The organism is Saltatorellus ferox, assembly GCA_007751475.1.
GTDB lineage: Bacteria > Planctomycetota > UBA1135 > UBA1135.
Genome location: CP036434.1, coordinates 3283408 through 3303500, shown reverse-complemented (window position 1 = coordinate 3303500; position 20093 = coordinate 3283408). Strand labels below are relative to the sequence as shown.

The following is a 20093-nucleotide window of genomic DNA, read 5'->3' as shown; positions in this document are numbered from 1 at the left end:
ATTGACGGATTCGCGTAGTGCGCTGCCCGGATCGCAAGACAAGGCGATTCGACCCCTCGCGTGGCAGTAGTCACGTGGGTTCGAATCATCGAAGTATTGCGATTCGGGAAATGCGCTACGCGGATTCGTCAATGCGCGACAAACTCCTAGGCACGCAGTGGCGCGGCAGCTCCTCCCAAGGAGTGCGCGATCTCCACCGATTCGGCGTGCAACTGGGCGGGGCGGGGCCCCAGAATGGCGGCCGTGAACGTTCAGCAGCCCGACGATGACTTGACCGAAGCGGCTGGCAGCGGCCAGGATCACGTATTTCATCCGGGAGCGCTCTCCGGCGCACTCGGAACCGGACCCGGAGAGGCCCTGATCGGCGATTTCGTGCCCGAACGAATCACGGAGATCGGCCTGCGACCCGGATCTCTTTCCGAGTTCGTAGGCCAGCGCGGGATCGTGGCCAACCTCCACGTGCACTTGAATGCGGCAAAAGGTCGCAGTGAGCCCCCTGACCATGTCCTGTTCTGTGGTCCGCCGGGCCTGGGAAAGACCAGCCTGGCCCGCATCCTTTCCGAGGAGCTGGGAAGCGATCTCCACGCCACCTCGGGCCCGGCCCTCGACAAACCGCGCGACCTCGTCGGGCTGCTGACGAGCCTCAAGCGCGGGGACGTCATGTTCATCGACGAGATCCACCGCCTGCCCATCAGCGTCGAGGAGTATCTCTATACCGCGATGGAAGACTTCCGCGTCGAGATGACGATCGACTCCGGCCCCCACGCGCGCGTCCTTCCGATCACGGTCGAACCCTTCACGCTCGTCGGCGCGACCACGCGCGAGGGCCTGCTCTCCGCGCCCTTCCGGGCGCGCTTCGGCCTCGTCGAACGCCTGGACCCCTACCCGGCGAGTGACCTCGTCACCATCCTTCACCGAGCCGCAGGGATCCTCGGCATTGGCCTTGTCGATGAGGCCGCGCGCCTGCTCGCCGAGCGGAGCCGCGGTACGCCGCGGATCGCCGGTCGCTTTCTGAAGCGCGCCCGCGACCGGGCCCAGGTCATGGGCCTGGACACCATCACCGAAGAGCTGGCGGGCGTGACGCTGACCAGCATCGGCGTGGACTCCAGCGGGCTGGAGGAAATGGACCGCCGCATCCTGCGCTGCCTCGCGCAGCATTACCCCAAGCCAGCTGCGCTCAAGACGATCGCCGCCGTCATCGGCGAGACCGAGGACACGATCGAAGACGTCTTCGAACCGCATTTGTTGCGCTCGGGTTTCATCCAGAAGACGCCGCGGGGGCGCATGATCTCGCCGGACGGGTTCCGCGTGATGGGCCTCGATGCACCCGGGAACGGGGACGGGACCACGGATGGGGAACGCCCAACGCCCAACCTTCCCTTCGAATGAGCGCCTCCCCACGCTGGATCGGGCTGGTGCTTCTCGCCCCGATGTTCGCGGTCGCGTACGTCGCCTGCGCCCCCATCGAACCGCGGCCGGTCCGCCCGCTCTCCCCCCCACCGACGACCGTCGCGCCGCGCGGGCCTGACTGGCTTTCGAAGAATGCGGAGGGTGAACTCGTGGTTCCCCGGACCGTACAGATCCATCTCACGGACCTCGATGGGACGGAGAGTATCGAACTCGCCGACGCGAGCGGCCGATCACGCGTCGTCTCCCGTCTCCGCGGAGGCGTGGCGATCGACGGAACCGTGGGACGGGTCACCGAGGGCCAGCCCCTTCGCCTTGCCGGTCCCGTCGTCATCCGCGGACGCATTCACGAAGGTGAACTGTTCGTCGCCACTCACTCGAAAGGCGGACTCGAGGCTTCCGTACGCCTCGCGCTCGAGACCTACATCGCGGGCGTTGTGGCCGCCGAGCTCCCGATCTGGTCGGCGGAGCCCGCGGAGCTCGAGGCCCAGGCCATCGCCGCCCGGACCTTCGCCACCGCGGCGATCGCCAAGCGTCGCAAGGACGGGGAGCCCGCCAGGCTGACCGACGGCGTGCTCGACCAGGCGTACCGCGGCTCCTACGACGGACGCAGCTCCAGGGGCTCCGAAACGGTGGCCGCGCGCCTTCGCGCCGCCGTCCAACGCACCACCGGGCAGGTCCTCGTGCGCGGCGATCGGCTCGAGGAAGCCCGCTATCACGCAGCGTGCGGCGGTCACACGGCGAACTTCGCGGACGTCTTCGCGGAGGAAGTGAAGCGCTATGACGCGCGCGGCCCGACGGGCCGCCCGTGCCCCTCCTGCCGCGCGCGCGCTCAGAAGGAACAGGCGAACGGCTGGCCTGATGCCGAACGCCCGCTCAGCTGGGTCGTGACGCTCGGCCCCGACCAGCTGGCCAGGCTGGGAACGACCTTCGAACTCGGGGGCCCGCTCTCACGCATCGAGGCCGTTCGCACGGATCCGTTCGGTCGCTGGCTGGAGGCCCGCGTCATCGGGGACCAGGCGGGGGCGAAGACCGTCACGATCCCCTTCGATGCCATTCGCCGTGCGCTCGGCTACGGCGAGCTGAAGAGCGCACTGATCGACGCACTCGCCCCCGCGGCCGGGACACCGATCCCCCGGGGAGCGTCACTTCGTCTGCAGGGCCGCGGCCGCGGGCACGGCGTGGGCCTTTGCCAGGAAGGCGCACGGGACCTCGCGCGCAACGGAAGCACGGCCGAAGAGATCCTCCGCCACTACTACCCCGGCACCGAGATCCGTCGCATCGACTCGACGGAGCTTCCATGACCGACGACGCCACGCTCCCCCACTTCGAACGCGCAGGCTTTGGCTTCCGCGTGCTCGACACCACGCCCGGCGATCCGGAGGCGCGGCGCGCACGCGTGGGTGTCTTCACCACGCCCCATGGTGACGTGCCCACGCCCGCCTTCATGCCGGTCGGTACCCGAGGAACGATCAAAGGCATCCTTCCCCGTGACATCGGGGAGGTCGGCTCGACCATGATCCTCGCCAACACGCTGCACCTGCATCTGCGCCCCGGCGAGGACACGGTCGCAGCGCTCGGGGGCCTGCACAAGTTCATGGCCTGGAAGGGTCCGATCCTCACGGACTCAGGCGGCTACCAGGTGTTCAGCATGGCGGACATCTCGACGCTCGACGACGACGGCGTCACCTTCAAGTCCATCGTCGACGGCAACCGGATCCGCCTGACGCCCGAGCGCGCGGTCCAGATCCAGCAGCGCCTCGGCCCGGACGTCTTCATGGCGTTCGATCACTGCCCGCCCGACCCGAGGGACCGCGTGGGCGTGATCGAGGCCACGTCCCGGACCCATCGCTGGCTGGCGCGCTGCGCCACCGAGCACGAGATGGCGGGCGGGGTGGAGGGCACCGGGCAGGCGCTCTTCGGTATCGTCCAGGGCGGAGCCTTCCCGGACCTGCGCGAGGCCTCCGCGAGCGTCATCGCAGGCTTCGACTTCATCGGCAACGCGATCGGCGGAGTCAGCGTCGGCGAGGATCGGGAGAGCATGCGCGTGGCCGTCGAAGCGGCCGCTCCCGCGCTGCCACCCGACCGGCCGCGCTATCTCATGGGCGTCGGAACGCCGCGCGATTTCTTCGACGCGATCGCGGCGGGCGTCGATCTGTTCGACTGCGTGACGCCGACCCGCCACGGACGAACCCATCAGGTCTGGACGAGCCGCGGCCGCATCAACTTGCGCAACGCGGGCTGGAAGGACGTGGACGCGCCGCTGGACGACGTGTTCGTCGCACCGCACGTCAAGGACGTTTCGATAGGCGTCCTTCGGCACCTCTGCCTTTCCGGCGAGATGCTGGGTGCGACGCTGCTTTCGCTCCACAACCTCGCGCTCTTCCATCAGCTGATGGTGATGATCCGAGAGGCGATCCCGAAGGGCGAACTCACGGCTCTGCGGGACTACTGGGTCCCGAGGCTGGAGCGGAGGCTCACCGCCGAGGAGTTCCTCGCCGGCGAGCTGAGCTGACCTGACGGGCGGCGCCAGTGCCCTGAATCAGAAGTTCGTCGCATTAGTTTCAGTCAATTTCGTTTCGTAGCAAGGCGTCCGAACCGCAGTGCGTAGCAGTAGTTCCGTCCAAGGTTCGGCAACACAGCTACGGAGCGAAACAGGCGAAACTAATGCGACGAACTTCTGATTCAGGGCACTAGCGCCGCTTGTAGTCAGGGCACGTCTTGGCGTTCGGCCGCTCCGGACGGGTGCAAGCGTTGCCGTAGTCCCACTTGCACGTATCGCAGAGATAGCCGCCGCCCGAGCTCCGGAAGAGCGCCCGGGCCAAAGCGCGGAACGGCGCTGTCAGAAGCTGAAGGAAGACCTTCAAGGCTGATTCTTCGCCTAGCGTCGGCCCTTGGCCGAGATCACCTCGATGCGCTGGATGTCGACCACGCGAGCTTCGGCGAGGCTCGTCTGGGTCATCTGCACCACCGGCACGACCTCGTGACCGATCACGCCGATCTCGAAGCCGTCGAACACGTCGAGCTGGTATCGCTCGCTCATGCAGCGTACCTCGGCGACGGTGTCGCCTGCGAAGACGAGGTACCAGCGCTTCTGGCCACCCACGTTGCGGGATTCGAGCCAGCCACGCTCCTCGTAGCGATCCCACCGCGCCGTCCGCTTACGATCCTGGTGGTCCAAGAACTCGTCGAGCTGACGGAGCTCTTCGTCCCGGCGTTCCCGCTGGGCGAGCAGCTGCTCGCGGACTTCAGCCACCTCGAGCTTCATGCGTGCATCGGTCATCCGAGCGGATGCGTTGGCGTGCGTGATGGAGTTTTCAGGGGCCTCGTCGACAACGCTCGCGTAGGCGTCCACGACGTCGCGCCACGCGGCGGCTGTGGCCGTCTTGAGAGAGTCGGCGGCCACGTACGCCTTGTCTGCATCGCTCAGCGCCTGGATCACCGCCGTCTCCACGGGCGCGGACTGGCGGGCGGCAGGCCGCACGGTCGCCGGTGCCTGGGCACCGCGGCCGGTGGACGCGTTCGACACACCGGCCGAAGCGCGCGCGCGCGACGTCGTCGGCAGCGGCCTGTTCACCTCGGCCCACTCCAGCTTCCCTAGAACGCGGTCGATGGGCTCCAGCGAGTCATCCATGATCCACGCCTTCGCGCTGACCGGGGCCTGGATGCGGATCCAGTCCTCGTTGAACGACGGCGCCTTGTTGGCGCGAGCCAGCATCAGCACGCGCTCGCCGCCCTCGAGCTTGGAACGGAGCGCCATCGCGGAAGCCGAGAGCTCGGGGAGCGGTCGCATGTTGACCCGCGAACCGGTCACCATCAGGACGTTCTCGACGTCCGTCTGCTGGAGGTACGCGCCGTAGACCCAGACAGGGAATCCACCGCCGACCTCGACTTCACGGAAGACGGGCTTGCCGCTGCTGGAGCGGTAAGCGCGCACGATCGTCCCTGGGGCGATCGTGGCCAGGGCCGAACCGTTCTGATCGGGGAAGTTCCGCGCCACGGCGGAGCCTTTCGTGCGCATGTAGATCGCACCCTCCACCTGCCCTTCTGCCTGGGGAGCCTCGGCCGCGAAGCGAGATTCGGGCGCGAGGCGAGATTCGGCCGAGCCAGGTGCGGCGGCGCTCGCGAGATTCGAGCCTGCAAAAAAAGCGCCCAGGAGCGCGAAGCCAGCGGTCGTGCGAACCGCTACAGCCATCGATTGTTTCATGATTGGATTCCCCTCCAGGCCAAAGAAGCTCCCACCGGCCGTGCGGATGGCCAGGGGCTTTAGCGACAGGGGACGCCGGGGCGTCCCGGTGCCGACTCTAGGAACCTGAAAGGGCCGATTCCAGGGCCGGTCGGCGGGATTCCCAAAGGTCCTGGCCACCAGGAGTCTGCGCCAACAGCGACTCGCGGAGCAGCGCCGTCCGATCCCGACTCTGCGTCGAAGTCACGATCCATAGGGCATCCCCGGGCGCCGGGAGTGCGCCCCTGGCGGAGTCCCGCTCGAAAGCCCCTGACGGACGTGTCATGAATGCGCGGAGCCGGCGCACGGTAGTGGCTCCTGTCCAGAAGAGGGTCACGGGACTTTCCGCGACGCTCAACTCCCATCCAGGACTGGAAGGGCCGGCTCCGGCCGCCTACCCTCTCCCCACGCAGGGGCTCCGCACGGGGCCCTCACCACTGTCCCACCAGCCCTATGCGCCAGTTCCTCCGAGCCAAAATCCACCGCGCGACCGTCACCGAAGCTAACCTCGAGTACATTGGGTCGGTGACCATCGACTCGGAACTCATGGAGCGCGTCGATATCGCGCCCTACGAGCGCGTACTGATCGTGGACAATACCAACGGCTCCAGGCTCGAAACCTACGCGATTCCCGGTCCGGCGGGATCCGGCGTCGTCTGCATCAACGGCGCGGCCGCCCACCTTGTCCGAGAGGGCGACCAGGTCATCCTGATGGCCTTCGGCTACGGTGATCAGCCGGAAGCTCCGAAGCAGATCCTCGTCGACGACGAGAACCGCTTCGTCCGCGAAATCGAGACCCACGAGCGTGGTGTCATCGGCGCCGCGTCGGCAGCACGCTAGCCCGCCTGGCCTCCATCCTGAAGGCGTCCCAGGACCCTGCGGCGTGCGGCTTCCAGTGACACCCCGAAGTGGCCTGCCAGGGCCACCAGATCGTCGTGCTCCAGCCAGGCCGTCTCGGCGCCGCCCGGCCCGAGCCGTCGCTTGATGCGGACCGGGACGCCTTCGACCTCCAGGGTGTCGAAGCGCCGGCCCAGCACCGTCCTGTCGGCCGAACTCCAGCGCACCCCGAAGGTGCTGGAGTGCTCGAAGAGTACCGAGGTCAAAGCGCTCCGATCCTCCGGCCGACTCAGGACCGTGATGAGCACCGCCGGACGATCCTTCTTCATGGCGATCGGGCTCGTGAACACATCGAGCGCACCCGCTTCCCGGAGCCTGCCCACGAGAAAGCCGATGTCCTCGGCGGTCATGTCGTCGACGTTGACGCGCAGCTCGTCGATCGTCTCCGTGCGCCCATCCGGCAGGCCATCCGCCAGCCCATCCGAGCTGCCCCGGGCGCCTTGCCATGTGCCCCGACAGGCCCCGGACTGCCCCAGCTGAACCCGAAGGAGATTCGGAGGCCCCTCGCGAGGGTCACGCGTCCCCGCTCCATAACCGATCGCTTCCGAGGTCCATGAGCCAGGCGTCTCCCCAACGCGTCCGGCCGCGGACTCCGGCACATGCCCGAGCTCCAATAGCTCCAGGAGCAGCGCCGCCCCCGTGGGCGTGCAGCGCTCGCCCCCACCGCCGCCCGCAATCGTCGCGGCTCCCCGGAGAATCTCGGCGGTCGCAGGCGCGGGCACCGGCATTTCGCCGTGGGCGCAGCGCACCACGCCCGATCCGAGGATGGGAGGAGCGGCGAACACTCGCTCGATGCCGAGTCGCTCCAGCGCCAGCGCGACTCCGCCGACGTCGATCAACGTGTCGACGGCACCGACCTCGTGGAAGTGGATCTCCTCCGGCGAGCAACCGTGCACGCGCCCCTCGGCCACGGCGATGCGCCGCAGCACGCCCATCGTGAAGGCCCTGGCCGCGGGAGAGAGCGGCGAGCGCTCCACGATCTCCGCGAGGTCACCGAGGTGTCGATGCGGAGGCGCCTTCGTCTCGGGCGTGACGACGTCGAGGTGGGTCCCGGAGAGCGATCCGCGCCAGGCGGTCGACGCCGACAGCTTCGCCTCACCGGGCACGAAAGCCTCCGCCAGCTCCTGAAGGTGTTCGAGTCGGAATCGCTCGTCGCCGAGGTCAAGCAGCCCGGCGAGCAGCATGTCGCCCGCGAGACCGCCGAACGGTTCGAGAAAGAGGTCCGTGGGGCCGCCTGCCGGTCCGGGAAGCCTCGGCGATTCGGAAGAGGCCGTGTGATCTTGCGCCATGGTGCGCAGGGTAACCGCCCGGATGCCCGGCAGCGTGATCAGGCCCGCGCGATCGCCAGAACGCGGACCTCGGGGAGGCCCGCGGACCGAAGCGCCGCCGCGCACGCGGAGGCCGTCGCCCCCGAGGTCATCACGTCGTCCACCAGCCAGATGCGGCCGGCGGCCTCGCCATGCGCCGCCGCCGGGAGCCGGCACCGGACGGCGAAGGCGCCGTGTACGTTGACCCGCCTGGGCGGCGCGGCGAGAGCGCCCTGCACATGGGTCACGCGCGTCCTCTTCAAGAGGAGCAGCCTCTGCCCGCCACAGAGACTCGCCACTTCGCCCGCGAGCAGCGACGCCTGATCGTACCCGCGTTCGGCGAGCCGGACCGGGTGCAGCGGAACGGGCACGAACAGGTCTCCTGCCGCGGGGCCCGGGAGGCCCTCATTCGATGGACGCTCTTCCAGCGCGCCGAGCAACAGGCGCGCGAGGGGCCGTGCCAGGTCCCGCCGGCCGCCGTGCTTGAATCGGAGGATCCAATCGGCGATCCCCGACGACGAGTACTCGAAGGGTGCGAGTGTCCCGACAAACGCCGGGGTGCTCCGTCGACAGTCCTTGCAAGGGACCGTTCCGAACACGCCCGGCGGCAGCGGCCCCATGCAGCGTGGACAGCGTCCCCCGGTCATTCGCTCCGCCCCCGGCGCCCAGAGGCTACCGGTCAACGCGTGCGCAGCACAGGCGTCGACGCCGGCCCGATCTCCGTCGCCGTCGAACAGCTCGGGGTCTCCGCAAAGCGTGCAGCGGCGCGGCCAGATCACGTCTGCCGCTGACAGCGCGAACGACGCCAGCGACGTCACCCACAGGTCCATGGTGCGCGCGCATGTTCTCTCGATGCTTCCCATGTTCACCATGGGGGACCGCCGCGCATTCTCAGGGGTTGCAGCCCGAAGCCATGACGTGGCTACTACTCGAAGTCTTCGGGCAGGCTGGCTGCACCAGCGAAGCCGCCGACGTTCGGCGCCGCACCGCCCGGGGGCAAGGGGCCTCGCTTCGCACCCAGGGTGCTACCCAGTGCTCCCGCTCGACTCCCACCCAGGGAACCCGACAGCATGGAAGCTCCGCCCCCGCGCTGCGGCAGACCGGTCTCCTTGACGAGCCGCTTCACGTAGTCCTCGACCGTATCGTTCTCGCTCGACTCGATGCCGAAGAGTTCGCCGACCTCGCGCGCCACGGCTGGCTCGGCCATGAAGTCGCGCGGGTTGTCCGTGAAGTACTCGCGGACGTAGCGGCGGAAGGCCCAGACCGACCACCACCAACCGCTGAAGAGCAGAATGATCGCAGACGCCACGATCACGCCGACCCAGGCCATGGAGAGCGGCGGCTCGACCGGACCCGATCCCTCGGGCACGACCTCGCGGAAGCGCCCGATCAACTGGAACCCAAAGCCGGCCAGCAGGAACGCGAAGCCCAGCGTGGTCTGGACCCGGTTGTAGACGTACTCGCGCACCGACTGCAAGCGCCCCATGGACCGACCGAAATAACGCCCGACCAGTGACCTGGGATGCTCGAAAAGCGTCGAGTTCGCGATGAGGAACGCCCCGATGATGCACGACACCAGGCCCAGGGAGGTCCAGTCAGCCCCCCCGAAGAAGGTCTCCTGGGGGCGCGTGATGCAGAGCGGGAGCATGGAAGAAAGGTAGGATCCCGGACGTGGCGTCGCAAGAAAGGCCGAGAAAAGCCTCTTGATCGCCTCGGGAACCCGTCAGATTCTGGTGGTTGGTCCGCGCTCCCGCCCCCTGGGGCCGGCTGGCCTCGCTCCCCCCGTTCCTGGGGCGAACTGTCCGCGGCCCAGATCTCGGCTCAGTTCCCGACCGTCCTTTCCCGCGCCCCTCCCCCTCCGAGGCACCCATGAAGATCTTCGGCCCCAACGCCACCATCACTGCCCGACGGGAGTGGACGGACGGCCTGGCGACGTTCACCGTGCGGCCGGATGGGTGGACCCTCCCCGACTTCGAGCCGGGCCAGTTCGCCAACCTGTCGCTGCCGGAGGGCGAGTACTGGGACGAGGAGAGCGGCCACGCCATTCGCCGCGCCTATTCGATCGCCTCGACGCCAGGGCTCGGCGTGCTCGACTTCTACATCCGCCGGGTGGACGACGGCCAGCTCACGCCTCGAATCTTCCAGAGATCCGCGGGCGACCGGATCTACATGGACGAGCGAATCGCGGGCCATTTCACCCTCGAAGGCGCGCAGGACGCCGAAGACCTCGTGCTCGTGGGGACTGGAACCGGCGTCGCACCCTATCGGCCGATGCTCCTGGACGCGAAGCACCGGGCTCGCTTCGGACGAACGATCCTCTTCTACTCCGACCGCTACTTGAAGGACCTCGGGTACCTCGACGAACTCCAGCGGATGGCGGACGAAGATGACTCGTTCCTGTTCTTCCCGACCCTCACGGGCGACGTGGCGGAGTCGGAATGGAGCGGCCTGAGGGGCCGCGTCCAGAAGCACCTCGCCCCGGCGGCCTACGAGGCGCTGACCGGCAAGCCTTTGACTAAGGAACGCTGCCAGGTTTTCCTCTGCGGCAACCCGAAGATGGTCGCCACCGTGCAAGAGGATCTGGAAGCGCTCGGCATGGCGCGCCATCGCAAGCGCGAGCCCGGCCAGATCCACATGGAGAAGTACTGGTAGCGAAACGTGCTACCTCGGCCGAGGCGTCAACACGTACCTCGGCTTGAGCGGCGCACCGGTAACCGGAGTCAACGCGGGACGACGGTCGGCCCCGGCGTCTGCAGCCTGCAGGTCCGCCTTGATCTCGTAGCTCGCTTCGATGAGACCCGCGAGATCGCCCCAGCCCTCACGGGGAAGCAGACCCAGGACGATCGCGGAGAATCTTTGCTCCTGGAGCGCCTCGCGGAGCGAAGCCAGAAGGCGAGCAGCCTCGTCGGTTTCGTGACTCTTCGCCAGATCGACGATCGCCATCTTGTGGACGAAGCCCGACCTCGTGGAAGGCAGCGCACTGACCGGCTGCCAGACCGCATCTTCGCCCGCGATCGCGTCCAATCGAGCGACCGCTTCCTCGTACGCCTCCCGGTCACGGTCAGTCGGAATCACACCCCACGGCAGCGGCACCATCAGGAGAGTGGCACCGACGGTGAGGCCGCTGGCCAGCCACCGGGCACGGTCCCTCTGCCCGAGGTCACGCAGGATGGCGCCGCACGCGAACGCGGAGGCGAGCGCGACGGGGAGGAGGGTGTTGTCGAAGCCTCCTTCGTGCGCGCGCGCGGCCCATGCGCTCGCGCTCAGCGCGCCACATCCGAGAAGGAGACCCGGCGAGAGCGCAGGCCCCGGTCTTCCGTGGTCGCGTAGGACCATGGGCAGAAGACCAAGGACGATGGGGAGCCCGAAGGGTACGGCCGATTCGATCCAGAACCCGAGGACCGCGGGTCCGTGGAAGGGACTCCCGCGCAGGAGATCGACGGTCGTCCAGAGGAACCAGCCCGAACTCGAACGGTCCAGCCAGAGGACCGTCGGCCCGAGGACCGCGACGAAGGCCACGAGGTACGCGACCCCCGCACGCCGGGTCTGCGCGCGAACGAGGAGCGCGGCGAGCAGGGCGACCGCGAGGCCGAGCTGGGTCTGCTTCGTGAGCACCGCCATCGCGGACGCCACGCCAGCGAACGCGGCGAACCACCGACCCGACCCGGAGTCGCCCGTCGAATCTCGCTTCTCGACCGCCAGGACGAGGGCGAATCCGACCGCTCCGAGCCCGAGCGCGAGGCTGTCGACCCGCGCCACGTCGAGCCAGAAGCCCGTCCAGCCCCACAGCGCCGCGAACCAGCCTGCGGCCGCGACCCCCGCGACCCATCGGAAGGACCCGATCAGCGCCGCGAAGACCGCCACGAGACCGAGCACCGAAACCAGCCGCAACGCCAGAAGCGAAGGCCCCGCCAGCTCGCACATTGCCGCTCCGACCCAGTGAAAGAGCGGCGGATAGGGAAACGGCGCGAACGTGACGCCGGGCTCCACGTAGAGCGGCTCGCCCGACTGAACGCGCAGAGCATGCTCCAGCATCGCGGGCTCCTGCCACTCCAGCGCAAAGGGCACCCCGATCCGCTGGGCCACGGCGACGAAGAGGAGCGCGATCGATCCGATCGCTGCGACGAGCAGCAGGAGTGCGGGCGCGCTCCGCGCCACCCTCGAAAGACCCCCGGCGGTCACTCGAAGGTCGCCGAACACTCGAGGGTGCCTTCGAAGAGCTGGATCTGCGCCAGTTCGCCGATCTCCAGCTCGCCCGAGAGAGTCACGGTCATCTCGACGTCGCCTCCCCACTGAAATTCGACGGCGTGGCCCGCCTCCAGATCCCAGATCAGCGTCCCTTCGATCTCGAAGGTCAGTTCGAACCCCTGCGTCGGCCCTTCCAAGCCGTCCTCGGAGAGATCCAGCTCGAACTCCGTGGAGACCTCGCCCTCGATCAGGATCGTCGCCTTGCCATCCTCGATCGATTCGACGGTTCCGCTCATCTCACCGGTGAGGTTCTCGTCGAACGCTTCGGAGAACGCATCGTCCCCTTCTTCGTTCGCAGCGGGATCGTCGATGTGCAGATCCCCGGAGGGGCTGGAGATCCTCTGGAAAGCAGAGACGTCGATGTCCCAGCGAGAGCCCTGCTCCATCGGCTCGTCCGACAGCAGGCAGAGGAAGTCCGCCTCCCCCTCCAGATCGTCGAGCAGGTCTTCGTCGGCGTCCTCTTCGTCCACGTAGGTGGCGACATAGGTCTCGTCGTCCTCGTCCCAGACGAAGCGGACCGACTGCCCTTCGAACACGCTTTCCCCGATCTCCGTCTCCTCCGTTTCCTCGTCGCTATCGGGCGGCGTGATGGACTGCGTGCTGATGTCCCCCAGCGTCTCGTAGGTGCGAACGAGCTCGAGCGCGCGCCCATCCCCCACCTTGACGTACTCGTCCACGAAAACGACCTCTTCTTCATCCCTCAGGATCATGGTCGGAGCGCTGCCCGCGGGCAGCGGCTGCTCCTCCCCATCGATGGTGAACGACATGTCCACCAGCTCCAGTCGAAGGGAACTCTCGAAGGATTTGGTGACCTTGGTCCCCTCTTCGACGGTCACGCCCGTGAAGTCCGGCGCGGAAAGGAGGGGCAGAAACAGGCCGGTGACGAGTGCGAGACGCATGGGTGAAGGAAGCCGAAGAAAGAGGACCCGCGCCGAGACACGGCGCGGGTCCTGCAGTCTACTCCCTGCGGGCTCAAAGCGACTAGCGATCGCCCGCGGTCCAGGTGCCTGGCGATCGAACGGCTACTCCCACTCGATCGTGGCGGGCGGCTTGCTGCTGATGTCGAGCACGACGCGGTTGATCCCCTTCACCTCGTTGATGATTCGGTTGCTGATCCGGCGAAGGAGCTGGTGGTCGAGGTAGCCCCAGTCGGCGGTCATGCCGTCCACCGATTCGACGATGCGCAGGGCACACGCGTTCTCGTAGGTCCGGGCATCGCCCATCACGCCCACGGACTTCACGGGCAGGAGCACGGCGAAGTACTGCCAGAGCGTCTTGTGGGCGCCAGCCGCCTCGATCTCGGCCGTGCAGATGGCGTCGGCCTCCGCCAGGAGGTCCAGACGCTCCTGGGTGATCTCCCCCGCGATGCGCACCGCGAGGCCGGGCCCGGGGAACGGCTGGCGCATCAGGATGCGCTCGTCCAGCCCGAGGTAGCGACCGACCTCGCGCACCTCGTCCTTGAAGAGTTCGCGCAGGGGCTCGACGAGCTCCATGTCGAGGTCATCGGGCAATCCGCCGACGTTGTGGTGGCTCTTGATGACGGCGGTGTTGCCGCCATGGACGGCGACCGACTCGATGACGTCGGGGTACAGCGTGCCCTGTCCGAGGAAGCGCGCGTCCTGGAAGCGCTTCGCCTCGACGCGGAAGACCTCGACGAACTCGTTGCCGATGATCTTGCGCTTGCGCTCGGGGTCCGTGACGCCCGCGAGGCCGTCCACGAACCGCTTCCTCGCGTCGACCGTCGTGAGGTCGAGCCCCACGTGATCCCGAAAGGCGTGCTCGACGAGTTCGCGCTCTCCTTTGCGGAGGAGCCCGTTGTCCACGAAGATGCAGTGCAGACGGTCGCCGATCGCGCGGTGCACGAGGACGGCCGCGACCGCGCTGTCGACGCCGCCGGAGAGCCCGAGGATGACCTCGCCGGTCTCGCCGACGAGCTTCTTGATCTTCTCGATCTCGCGCTCGGCGATGTTCTCTGCCTTCCAGTCGCCCGGTAGCTTGCAGACGTCGAGCACGAAGTTCGCGAGGATTTCCTTTCCGCGCACCGAGTGGCTGACCTCGGGGTGGAACTGGACGCCGTAGAAGCGCCGCTCGTCGTCGCCGATCGCCGCGTGCTCGCACGTGGCGGAGGACGCGACGGTGTGGAAGCCCGGCGGCAGCTTCACGACCTTGTCGCCGTGGCTCATCCAGACGATCGTGCTGCCCTCGATCCCGGCGAAGAGCGCGCTACTGTCCTCGCCGCGCTGGATCTCGGTGTGGCCGAACTCGCGCTTGCCGGACCCCTCGACCTCGCCGCCGAGCGTGCGGCTCATCCACTGCATGCCGTAGCAGATGCCGAGGACAGGAACTCCGAGTTCCAGGAGTCCCGCGGGCACTTCGGGCGCGCCCTCTGCGTAGACGCTGGCCGGGCCGCCCGAGAGCACGATGCCCGCCAGGTTCATCGCCGCCGCCGCTTCCATGGCGCGCGCGGGCGGATGGATCTCGCACCAGGTCCCCGCCTCGCGCAGGCGGCGCGCGATGAGCTGGGCGTACTGGGTGCCGAGGTCGACGATGAGCAGGCCCTGGGGCCGCTCGCCGAGCTGCATGTGCGCGGGGATCGCCGCGGCTTCGGACTGGGGTGTGCTCATCCGCGGTGCGCGTAGTTGCTCGATTCTTTGGTGATGGTGACGTCGTGGGGATGGCTCTCGCGCACGCCCGCGGCGGTGATCCGGACGAAGCGCGCGCGCTCCCAGAGGTCGGGAATGGTCCTGGCGCCGCAGTAGCCCATGCCGGCGCGAACGCCGCCACAGAGCTGGTACACGAACGGGCTCAGCTGGCCCTTGTACGGGACGCGGCCTTCGATGCCTTCCGGCACGAGCTTCATGACGTCGTCCACGTCGCCCTGGCGATAGCGCTCCTTGGAGCCCTTCTGCATGGCGCCGATGCTGCCCATGCCGCGCACCGCCTTGAAGGAACGGCCTTCCGCGACGAAGGTCTCGCCGGGGCTCTCGTCGAGGCCCGCAAACAGGCTGCCGAGCATCACGCTGGAGGCCCCAGCCGCGAGCGCCTTGACGATGTCCCCTGAGTAGCGAATCCCGCCGTCGGCGATGACCGGAATGCCGCTTCCCTTGAGTTCGTCCGCGACCGACTGGACCGCCGTGAACTGCGGAACCCCGATGCCCGCGACGATGCGCGTGGTGCAGATCGAGCCCGGCCCGATACCGACCTTGACGCCGTCGACGCCCGCCTCCACGAGTGCGCGTCCCGCCTCGGCGGTGGCGACGTTGCCGGCGACGATGTCGACCTGGAGCCTCTTCTTGAGTTCGGCGACCGAGCGCATCACGTTCGAGGTGTGTCCATGGGCCGTATCCACGACGAGGACGTCCACGTCGACGTCGACGAGGGCCTCGGCGCGCTCCATGTCATGCACGCCGATCGCTGCGCCGACCCGGAGGCGGCCCCGGTGGTCGCAGGCCGAGCGCGGGAAGGCCGCGAGCATGTCGAGGTCCTTGCGCGTGATCAGACCGGCGAGGTTCCCTTCCCCGTCGACGATCAGGAGCTTCTCGACCTTGTGCTGGTGGAGGAGCAGTCCGGCCTGGTCGAGGGAGGTCCCGACCGGCGCGGTGACGAGCCCCTTCGCCGTCATGACCTCCTTGATCGGCGTCGAGTCGTCCTGGTGGAAGCTCGTATCGCGCCGCGTCAGGATCCCGACCACCCGCTGCGTCCCCTTCTCGAGGATCGGCAGGCCGCTGATGTTCTGGAGGCGCATGATCTGGCGCGCGTCCCCCACCGTGGCGTCGGGCGTCAGGGTGACCGGGTCTTCGATCACTCCGTTGGCGGAGCGCTTGACCTTGAGAGCCTCCTCGCGCTGGCCCTCGATGGAAAGATTCCGGTGGATCACGCCGATCCCGCCCTCCCGGGCCAGGGCCACGGCGAGCCGCCACTCCGTCACCGTGTCCATCGCCGAGGAGCTGATCGGGACGTTCAGCGGTACGTTGGCCGAGAACCGCGTCTGGAGCTCGACATCGCCAGGCATGATGTCGGAGTGATTCGGCACGAGGAGGACGTCGTCAAACGTCAGTCCTTCGATGAGGTCGGCCATGGATCAGCACCTGGGGTCGGGTGCGCGCGGGGGATCCGCGCGGGGATGAGGAGAGAGAGTCCCCAGCGGGCCATCGACCTGGCATCGACTCGCCAAGTCCGACTCCCCAGCTGGAAGCAGATTTGACGGAAGAGAATAACCAGCGACGCGGCGGTAATCCATCCTCCGCCGGCCCCATCCGACGCCTTGGCGGGAAAGATTTGCCGCCTCGCCCCGGATCGGCCCGGATCGCCCCATGAAACAACATGAAATTCCGGCGAACCAAAGGGACGACTCGGCTTCGGCGCCAGCCTGGCCGATAGCTTATGTATGGGACAGACCACGAAAACGCCCGCTGAGCCCAGGCTCGGCGAGGCGGCCTCCGCGCATTTGCTCGACGAAGAACGCTCCGAGGGAGCCTCGATGACTTCTCCTTCCACCAAAAAGCCCATGGCCCGCCCCCAGGGCAAGACCAAGGTCGCCGTCGTCGGCGCCGGCTACATCGCCGACTTCCACCTCGACGTCCTCAAGGAGACTCCGAACGTCGAGCTGGTGGCCGTCTGTGACGTGAGCCAGGAGCGCGCTCAGGCCGCTGCGAAGCGCTACGGCGCCCCCCACGCCGTCTCGGACCTCAAGGAACTCAAGGGGCTCGGCGTCGAGATCGCCCACCTGGCGGTCCCGCCGGACCTGCACGTCAAGCTGACCCGGGCCCTCCTGGAGTCCGGCGTCGGCGTCTTCGTGGAGAAGCCCATCGCCCTGGACTCGAAGGACGCGCGGGAGCTGGCCGAGCTGGCCGATTCCCTGGGCCTCGCCCTCGGCGTCAACCACAACAATGTCTTCCATCCGTCGTTCCAGCGGATGGTGGAGCGGATCCAGAATGGCGAGATCGGCCGCGTGGAGCACGTCCAAGTGACGCTCTCGGTGCCGCTTCGCCAGCTCGACGCAGGCGATTACTCCCACTGGATGTTCCGCGCGCCGCGCAACATCGTCTTCGAGCAGGCCGTCCACCCGCTGAGCCAGCTGGAGCACCTGCTCGGGCCGATCAAGAGCGCCACGACCACCCAGCTCGCGACGACCGAGCTGCACCCGGGCCAGACCTTCCACAAGCGCTGGTCCACGTCGATGGTCGCCGAAAAGGGCACCGCGGAGATGTACATGGCCTTCGGCGAGCCGTTCACGCGCTCGACGATCCAGGTCCTTGGCTCGGACGGCTCCCTCGAGGCCGATCTCTTCCACGATCAGCTGAGCGGCGAGCAGAAGACCCTCTATCTCGACTTCTGGAACAGCTACCTCGCAGGCGCCAAGCGCGCGAAAGAGCTCAGGAAGGATGCCCGCAAGGTGCTGACGGGCTGGAGCCTCTTCACCCTGGGCCTCGGCAAGCGCAAGGACGCGTTCTACGTGGGCATGCGCGACTCGATCCAGGCCTTTCACCGGGCGCTGCGCGAGGGCAAGCCGCTGCCCAATGACTCCTGGGCCGCGCTGCGGGTCACCGAGTGGGCCGAGGCCGTCGCAGGCGACACCTCCGCGACGCCCCCGCCGGTGCCGGAATTCCCCGATCCTGGCGAGGCGCGCGAGAACGAGATCGTCGTGCTCGGTGGAACGGGCTTCATCGGCCGCCGCGTGGTGACGAGACTGCTGGCGAAGGGCGAGCACGTGACCTGCATCACGCGCCGGAACCACAGCCTGCCGCCGTCCATCGTCGACGCGGCGCTGTCGGGCAAGCTCCGCATGGTCCGGGCGTCGCTCGGCGACGAGGAAGGAATGGCGCGGGCGCTCAAGGGCGCGCGTCGCTGCATCCACCTCGCCACCGGCAACGGCAACGACTGGGCCGAGGTCCAGAAGATCATGGTCGACGGCTCCGCCCGCGTGGCCGAGCAGTGCTCCGAGGCCGGCGTCGAGCGGCTCGTGTACGTCTCCTCGATCGCGGCGCTCTACACCGGTCCGGACGGCCCGGCGGCGGCCGCTGGCGGCAAGATCCAGGACTCCTGGGACACCGACCCCGAGCCCGAGAAGCGCCCGCTCTACTCCAAGGGCAAGGCGGCCGCCGAGAAGGCGCTGAAGGCCGTGGCCGATCGCACCGGGCTCAAGCTCGTCGTCGCGCGTCCGGGCGTCGTCCTCGGCGAGGGCACGCCGATGCAGCACTCCGGGCTGGGCCTCTGGGTGCGCGACAACCACTGCGTGGGCTGGGGTCCGGGGGACAACGAGCTTCCGCTCGTGCTCGCCGATGACGTGGCCGACGCGCTGGTCGCCGCGACCCTCGCCGAAGGCGAAGGCGTCGACGGCCAAGCCATCAACCTCTGCGCCAACCCGGGCATCTCGGGCCACGAGGCCGTCAAGGTCCTGACCGAGGCAACCGGTCGCAAGATGGAGTTCCACCCGCGCGGCCTCCTCACCAGCCAGGTGATGGAGATCGGCAAGTGGGTCGTCAAGACCGTCGGTCGTCGCAAGGTTGCGCTGCCCTCGTACCGCGACCTCAAGTCACGCGCGCTCATAAGCCCCTTCTCCAGCAATCTCGCCCGCGAGAAGCTGGGCTGGAAGCCCGTCGAGGACAAGGAAGAGTTCCTCGACAAGGCCATCCGTATCTACGGCAAGAAGGACGCCTGACCACCGTGACCGAAGCGCCACGCCCGCCGCATCTCCTGCACGTCTTCTCGACCTTCTGTCCCGCGGGGCCGCAGGTGCGAACCGTCACGCTGATGCACGGGTGGGGCGCGAGCTATCGGCATACGATCGTCGCGTGTGACAACCGGACCGAAGCGTCCCAGCTCATCCAGGTCAACCGGGGCGTCGAGGTGGCGTACCGGCCTTTCACGCCCGGCTCGGGGCCGATGGCGGCGGCGCGCTACTTCCGTGAGCTGATCGCCGAGGTGAAGCCGGACGCCCTCGCCACCTACAACTGGGGCGCGATGGACGCGGTGCTCGCGGCGAAGTCGATGCGGTTCGGCGCCCACGTCCACCACGAAGACGGCTTCAACGCGGACGAGACGGATGGACTCAAGGGCCGCCGCAACTGGACGCGGCGGCTGAGCCTGCGCTCGTCGGAGATCATCGTCCCGAGCGCGAAGCTGGAAGGCATCGCGAAGAAGACGTGGCGGCTGCCGCGCGTGCATCTGATCCCGAACGGCGTGGATGCGGAGCTGTTCGCGAACGATCCCGCGAAGGGCGCTGCGTTCCGGGAGCGCCATGGCATCTCCGCGGACGCCTTCGTGATCGGAACGGTCGGGCACCTGCGCCCGGTCAAGAACTTCGGCCGCCTGATCCGAGCGGCCGCGGGCGCGACCTTTCCGGACGGGATGAAGCCCCACCTCGTGATCGTCGGCGACGGCCCCGAGCGCGCGAAGCTGGAGGCCATCGCCCAGGAGGTCACCAGCCGGATCCAGGTCACGTTCACCGGCCACACCTCGGACCTCGTCCCTGCCTACTCGGCGTTCGACGTCTTCTCGCTCTCCAGCGATTCGGAGCAGCAGCCCGTGTCGCTCCTCGAAGCGATGGCGGCGGGCGTCCCCGCGGCGACCACCGACGTCGGTGACATCTCGCGAACGCTACCGCCCGAGGCGCGAGTCCACGTCGTCCCCCTGGGCGTGAACGTCGAGGCGACGCTGGGCGCAGCGTTCTCCAGGCTGGCCGCGTCGAAGGAGAAGCGCGACGAGCTGGCGCGCCTCGGTCTCGAACGGGTCCGCGCGGAGTACTCCCACGGAGCGATGATCGCGGCCTACCAGACCATCTTCTCGTCGGTGCTCGGCGGCTGACCCTACGGCCATGCCGAGAACGGGGAACGCTGGGCCTCGAGTGGAATCCGCTTTTCTCCTTGGCTCCTACCAAGGCAATCAGAGAAGCGGAGGAGGCTCGAGAGGGCGCGGCGCCCTTGGGCGGGATGGAGGGCTAACGGCGCGCGAGCTTGGGCCTGGCCTCCGCCTCGAGAAACGGAGGCAAGGACGTGAGTCACGGCGGC

At 68.1% G+C, this 20093-nt stretch carries 16 protein-coding genes; 7 read left to right on the top strand and 9 right to left on the bottom strand.

Annotated features, from left to right (window positions below):
- Positions 1–357: 357 nt before the first annotated feature.
- Genes ruvB through tgt form a run of 3 tightly spaced genes read left to right on the top strand, consistent with a single transcriptional unit; the run spans position 358 to position 3922 of the window.
- Complete coding sequence (gene ruvB / locus Poly30_RS11750; protein WP_419191368.1) at positions 358–1389, top strand: Holliday junction branch migration DNA helicase RuvB; 1032 nt, start codon at positions 358–360, stop codon at positions 1387–1389.
- Entirely contained in the window at positions 1386–2711 is a 1326-nt protein-coding gene (locus Poly30_RS11745; protein ID WP_145197463.1) for a SpoIID/LytB domain-containing protein, read from the top strand. The genes ruvB and Poly30_RS11745 overlap by 4 nt, the downstream gene beginning before the upstream one ends.
- Complete coding sequence (tgt, locus tag Poly30_RS11740; protein ID WP_145197461.1) at positions 2708–3922, top strand: tRNA guanosine(34) transglycosylase Tgt; 1215 nt, start codon at positions 2708–2710, stop codon at positions 3920–3922. Before Poly30_RS11745 ends, tgt begins: the two co-directional genes overlap by 4 nt.
- A gap of 178 nt (positions 3923–4100) precedes the next feature.
- Here tgt and Poly30_RS28390 read toward each other — a convergent pair whose 3' ends face one another.
- Both Poly30_RS28390 and Poly30_RS11735 read right to left on the bottom strand, forming a co-directional pair.
- The gene (locus tag Poly30_RS28390; RefSeq protein WP_419191277.1) at positions 4101–4274 is read right to left on the bottom strand and encodes a hypothetical protein; all 174 of its coding nucleotides are present in this window, start codon (positions 4272–4274) and stop codon (positions 4101–4103) included.
- A 14-nt stretch (positions 4275–4288) separates the two neighbouring features.
- Complete coding sequence (locus tag Poly30_RS11735) at positions 4289–5614, bottom strand: SH3 domain-containing protein (RefSeq protein WP_145197459.1); 1326 nt, start codon at positions 5612–5614, stop codon at positions 4289–4291.
- Between the two features lie 471 nt (positions 5615–6085).
- Between Poly30_RS11735 and panD the strand changes: the two genes are divergently transcribed.
- Complete coding sequence (panD, locus tag Poly30_RS11730) at positions 6086–6472, top strand: aspartate 1-decarboxylase (protein WP_145197457.1); 387 nt, start codon at positions 6086–6088, stop codon at positions 6470–6472.
- Here the strand turns inward: panD and larC are convergent.
- From larC to Poly30_RS11715, 3 genes are all read right to left on the bottom strand, one after another.
- On the bottom strand, positions 6469–7818 hold the full coding sequence (gene larC, locus Poly30_RS11725) for a nickel pincer cofactor biosynthesis protein LarC (RefSeq protein ID WP_145197455.1): 1350 nt from the start codon (positions 7816–7818) through the stop codon (positions 6469–6471). The two genes, panD and larC, sit on opposite strands and share 4 nt — an antisense overlap.
- Positions 7819–7856: 38 nt before the next feature.
- Positions 7857–8699 (bottom strand): ComF family protein, encoded by an 843-nt coding sequence (locus Poly30_RS11720; RefSeq protein WP_145197453.1) that lies wholly within the window; start codon positions 8697–8699, stop codon positions 7857–7859.
- A gap of 62 nt (positions 8700–8761) precedes the next feature.
- Positions 8762–9484, bottom strand: coding sequence for a hypothetical protein (locus tag Poly30_RS11715; RefSeq protein WP_145197451.1), 723 nt, complete (start codon positions 9482–9484; stop codon positions 8762–8764).
- A gap of 221 nt (positions 9485–9705) precedes the next feature.
- Between Poly30_RS11715 and Poly30_RS11710 the strand changes: the two genes are divergently transcribed.
- Positions 9706–10488, top strand: coding sequence for a ferredoxin--NADP reductase (locus Poly30_RS11710; RefSeq protein WP_145197449.1), 783 nt, complete (start codon positions 9706–9708; stop codon positions 10486–10488).
- A 9-nt stretch (positions 10489–10497) separates the two neighbouring features.
- On the opposite strand, the gene Poly30_RS11705 is transcribed toward Poly30_RS11710, so the two are convergent.
- The 4 genes from Poly30_RS11705 to guaB all read right to left on the bottom strand — a co-directional run bounded on the left by Poly30_RS11705 (position 10498) and on the right by guaB (position 16162).
- Positions 10498–12036, bottom strand: a complete 1539-nt coding sequence (locus tag Poly30_RS11705) for a hypothetical protein (RefSeq protein ID WP_145197447.1) — start codon at positions 12034–12036, stop codon at positions 10498–10500.
- Positions 12015–12983, bottom strand: a complete 969-nt coding sequence (locus Poly30_RS11700) for a hypothetical protein (RefSeq protein ID WP_145197445.1) — start codon at positions 12981–12983, stop codon at positions 12015–12017. Before Poly30_RS11700 ends, Poly30_RS11705 begins: the two co-directional genes overlap by 22 nt.
- Before the next feature lie 123 nt (positions 12984–13106).
- The gene (gene guaA / locus Poly30_RS11695; protein ID WP_145206114.1) at positions 13107–14666 is read right to left on the bottom strand and encodes a glutamine-hydrolyzing GMP synthase; all 1560 of its coding nucleotides are present in this window, start codon (positions 14664–14666) and stop codon (positions 13107–13109) included.
- A gap of 38 nt (positions 14667–14704) precedes the next feature.
- Positions 14705–16162 carry an IMP dehydrogenase gene (guaB, locus tag Poly30_RS11690; protein WP_145197443.1) on the bottom strand — a complete coding sequence of 486 codons (1458 nt, stop codon included), beginning with the start codon at positions 16160–16162 and terminating at the stop codon, positions 14705–14707.
- Between the two features lie 309 nt (positions 16163–16471).
- Between guaB and Poly30_RS11685 the strand changes: the two genes are divergently transcribed.
- Entirely contained in the window at positions 16472–18745 is a 2274-nt protein-coding gene (locus Poly30_RS11685; protein ID WP_145197441.1) for a Gfo/Idh/MocA family oxidoreductase, read from the top strand.
- A gap of 5 nt (positions 18746–18750) precedes the next feature.
- Entirely contained in the window at positions 18751–19890 is a 1140-nt protein-coding gene (locus Poly30_RS11680) for a glycosyltransferase (protein WP_145197439.1), read from the top strand.
- The last annotated feature ends 203 nt before the right edge of the window (positions 19891–20093 follow it).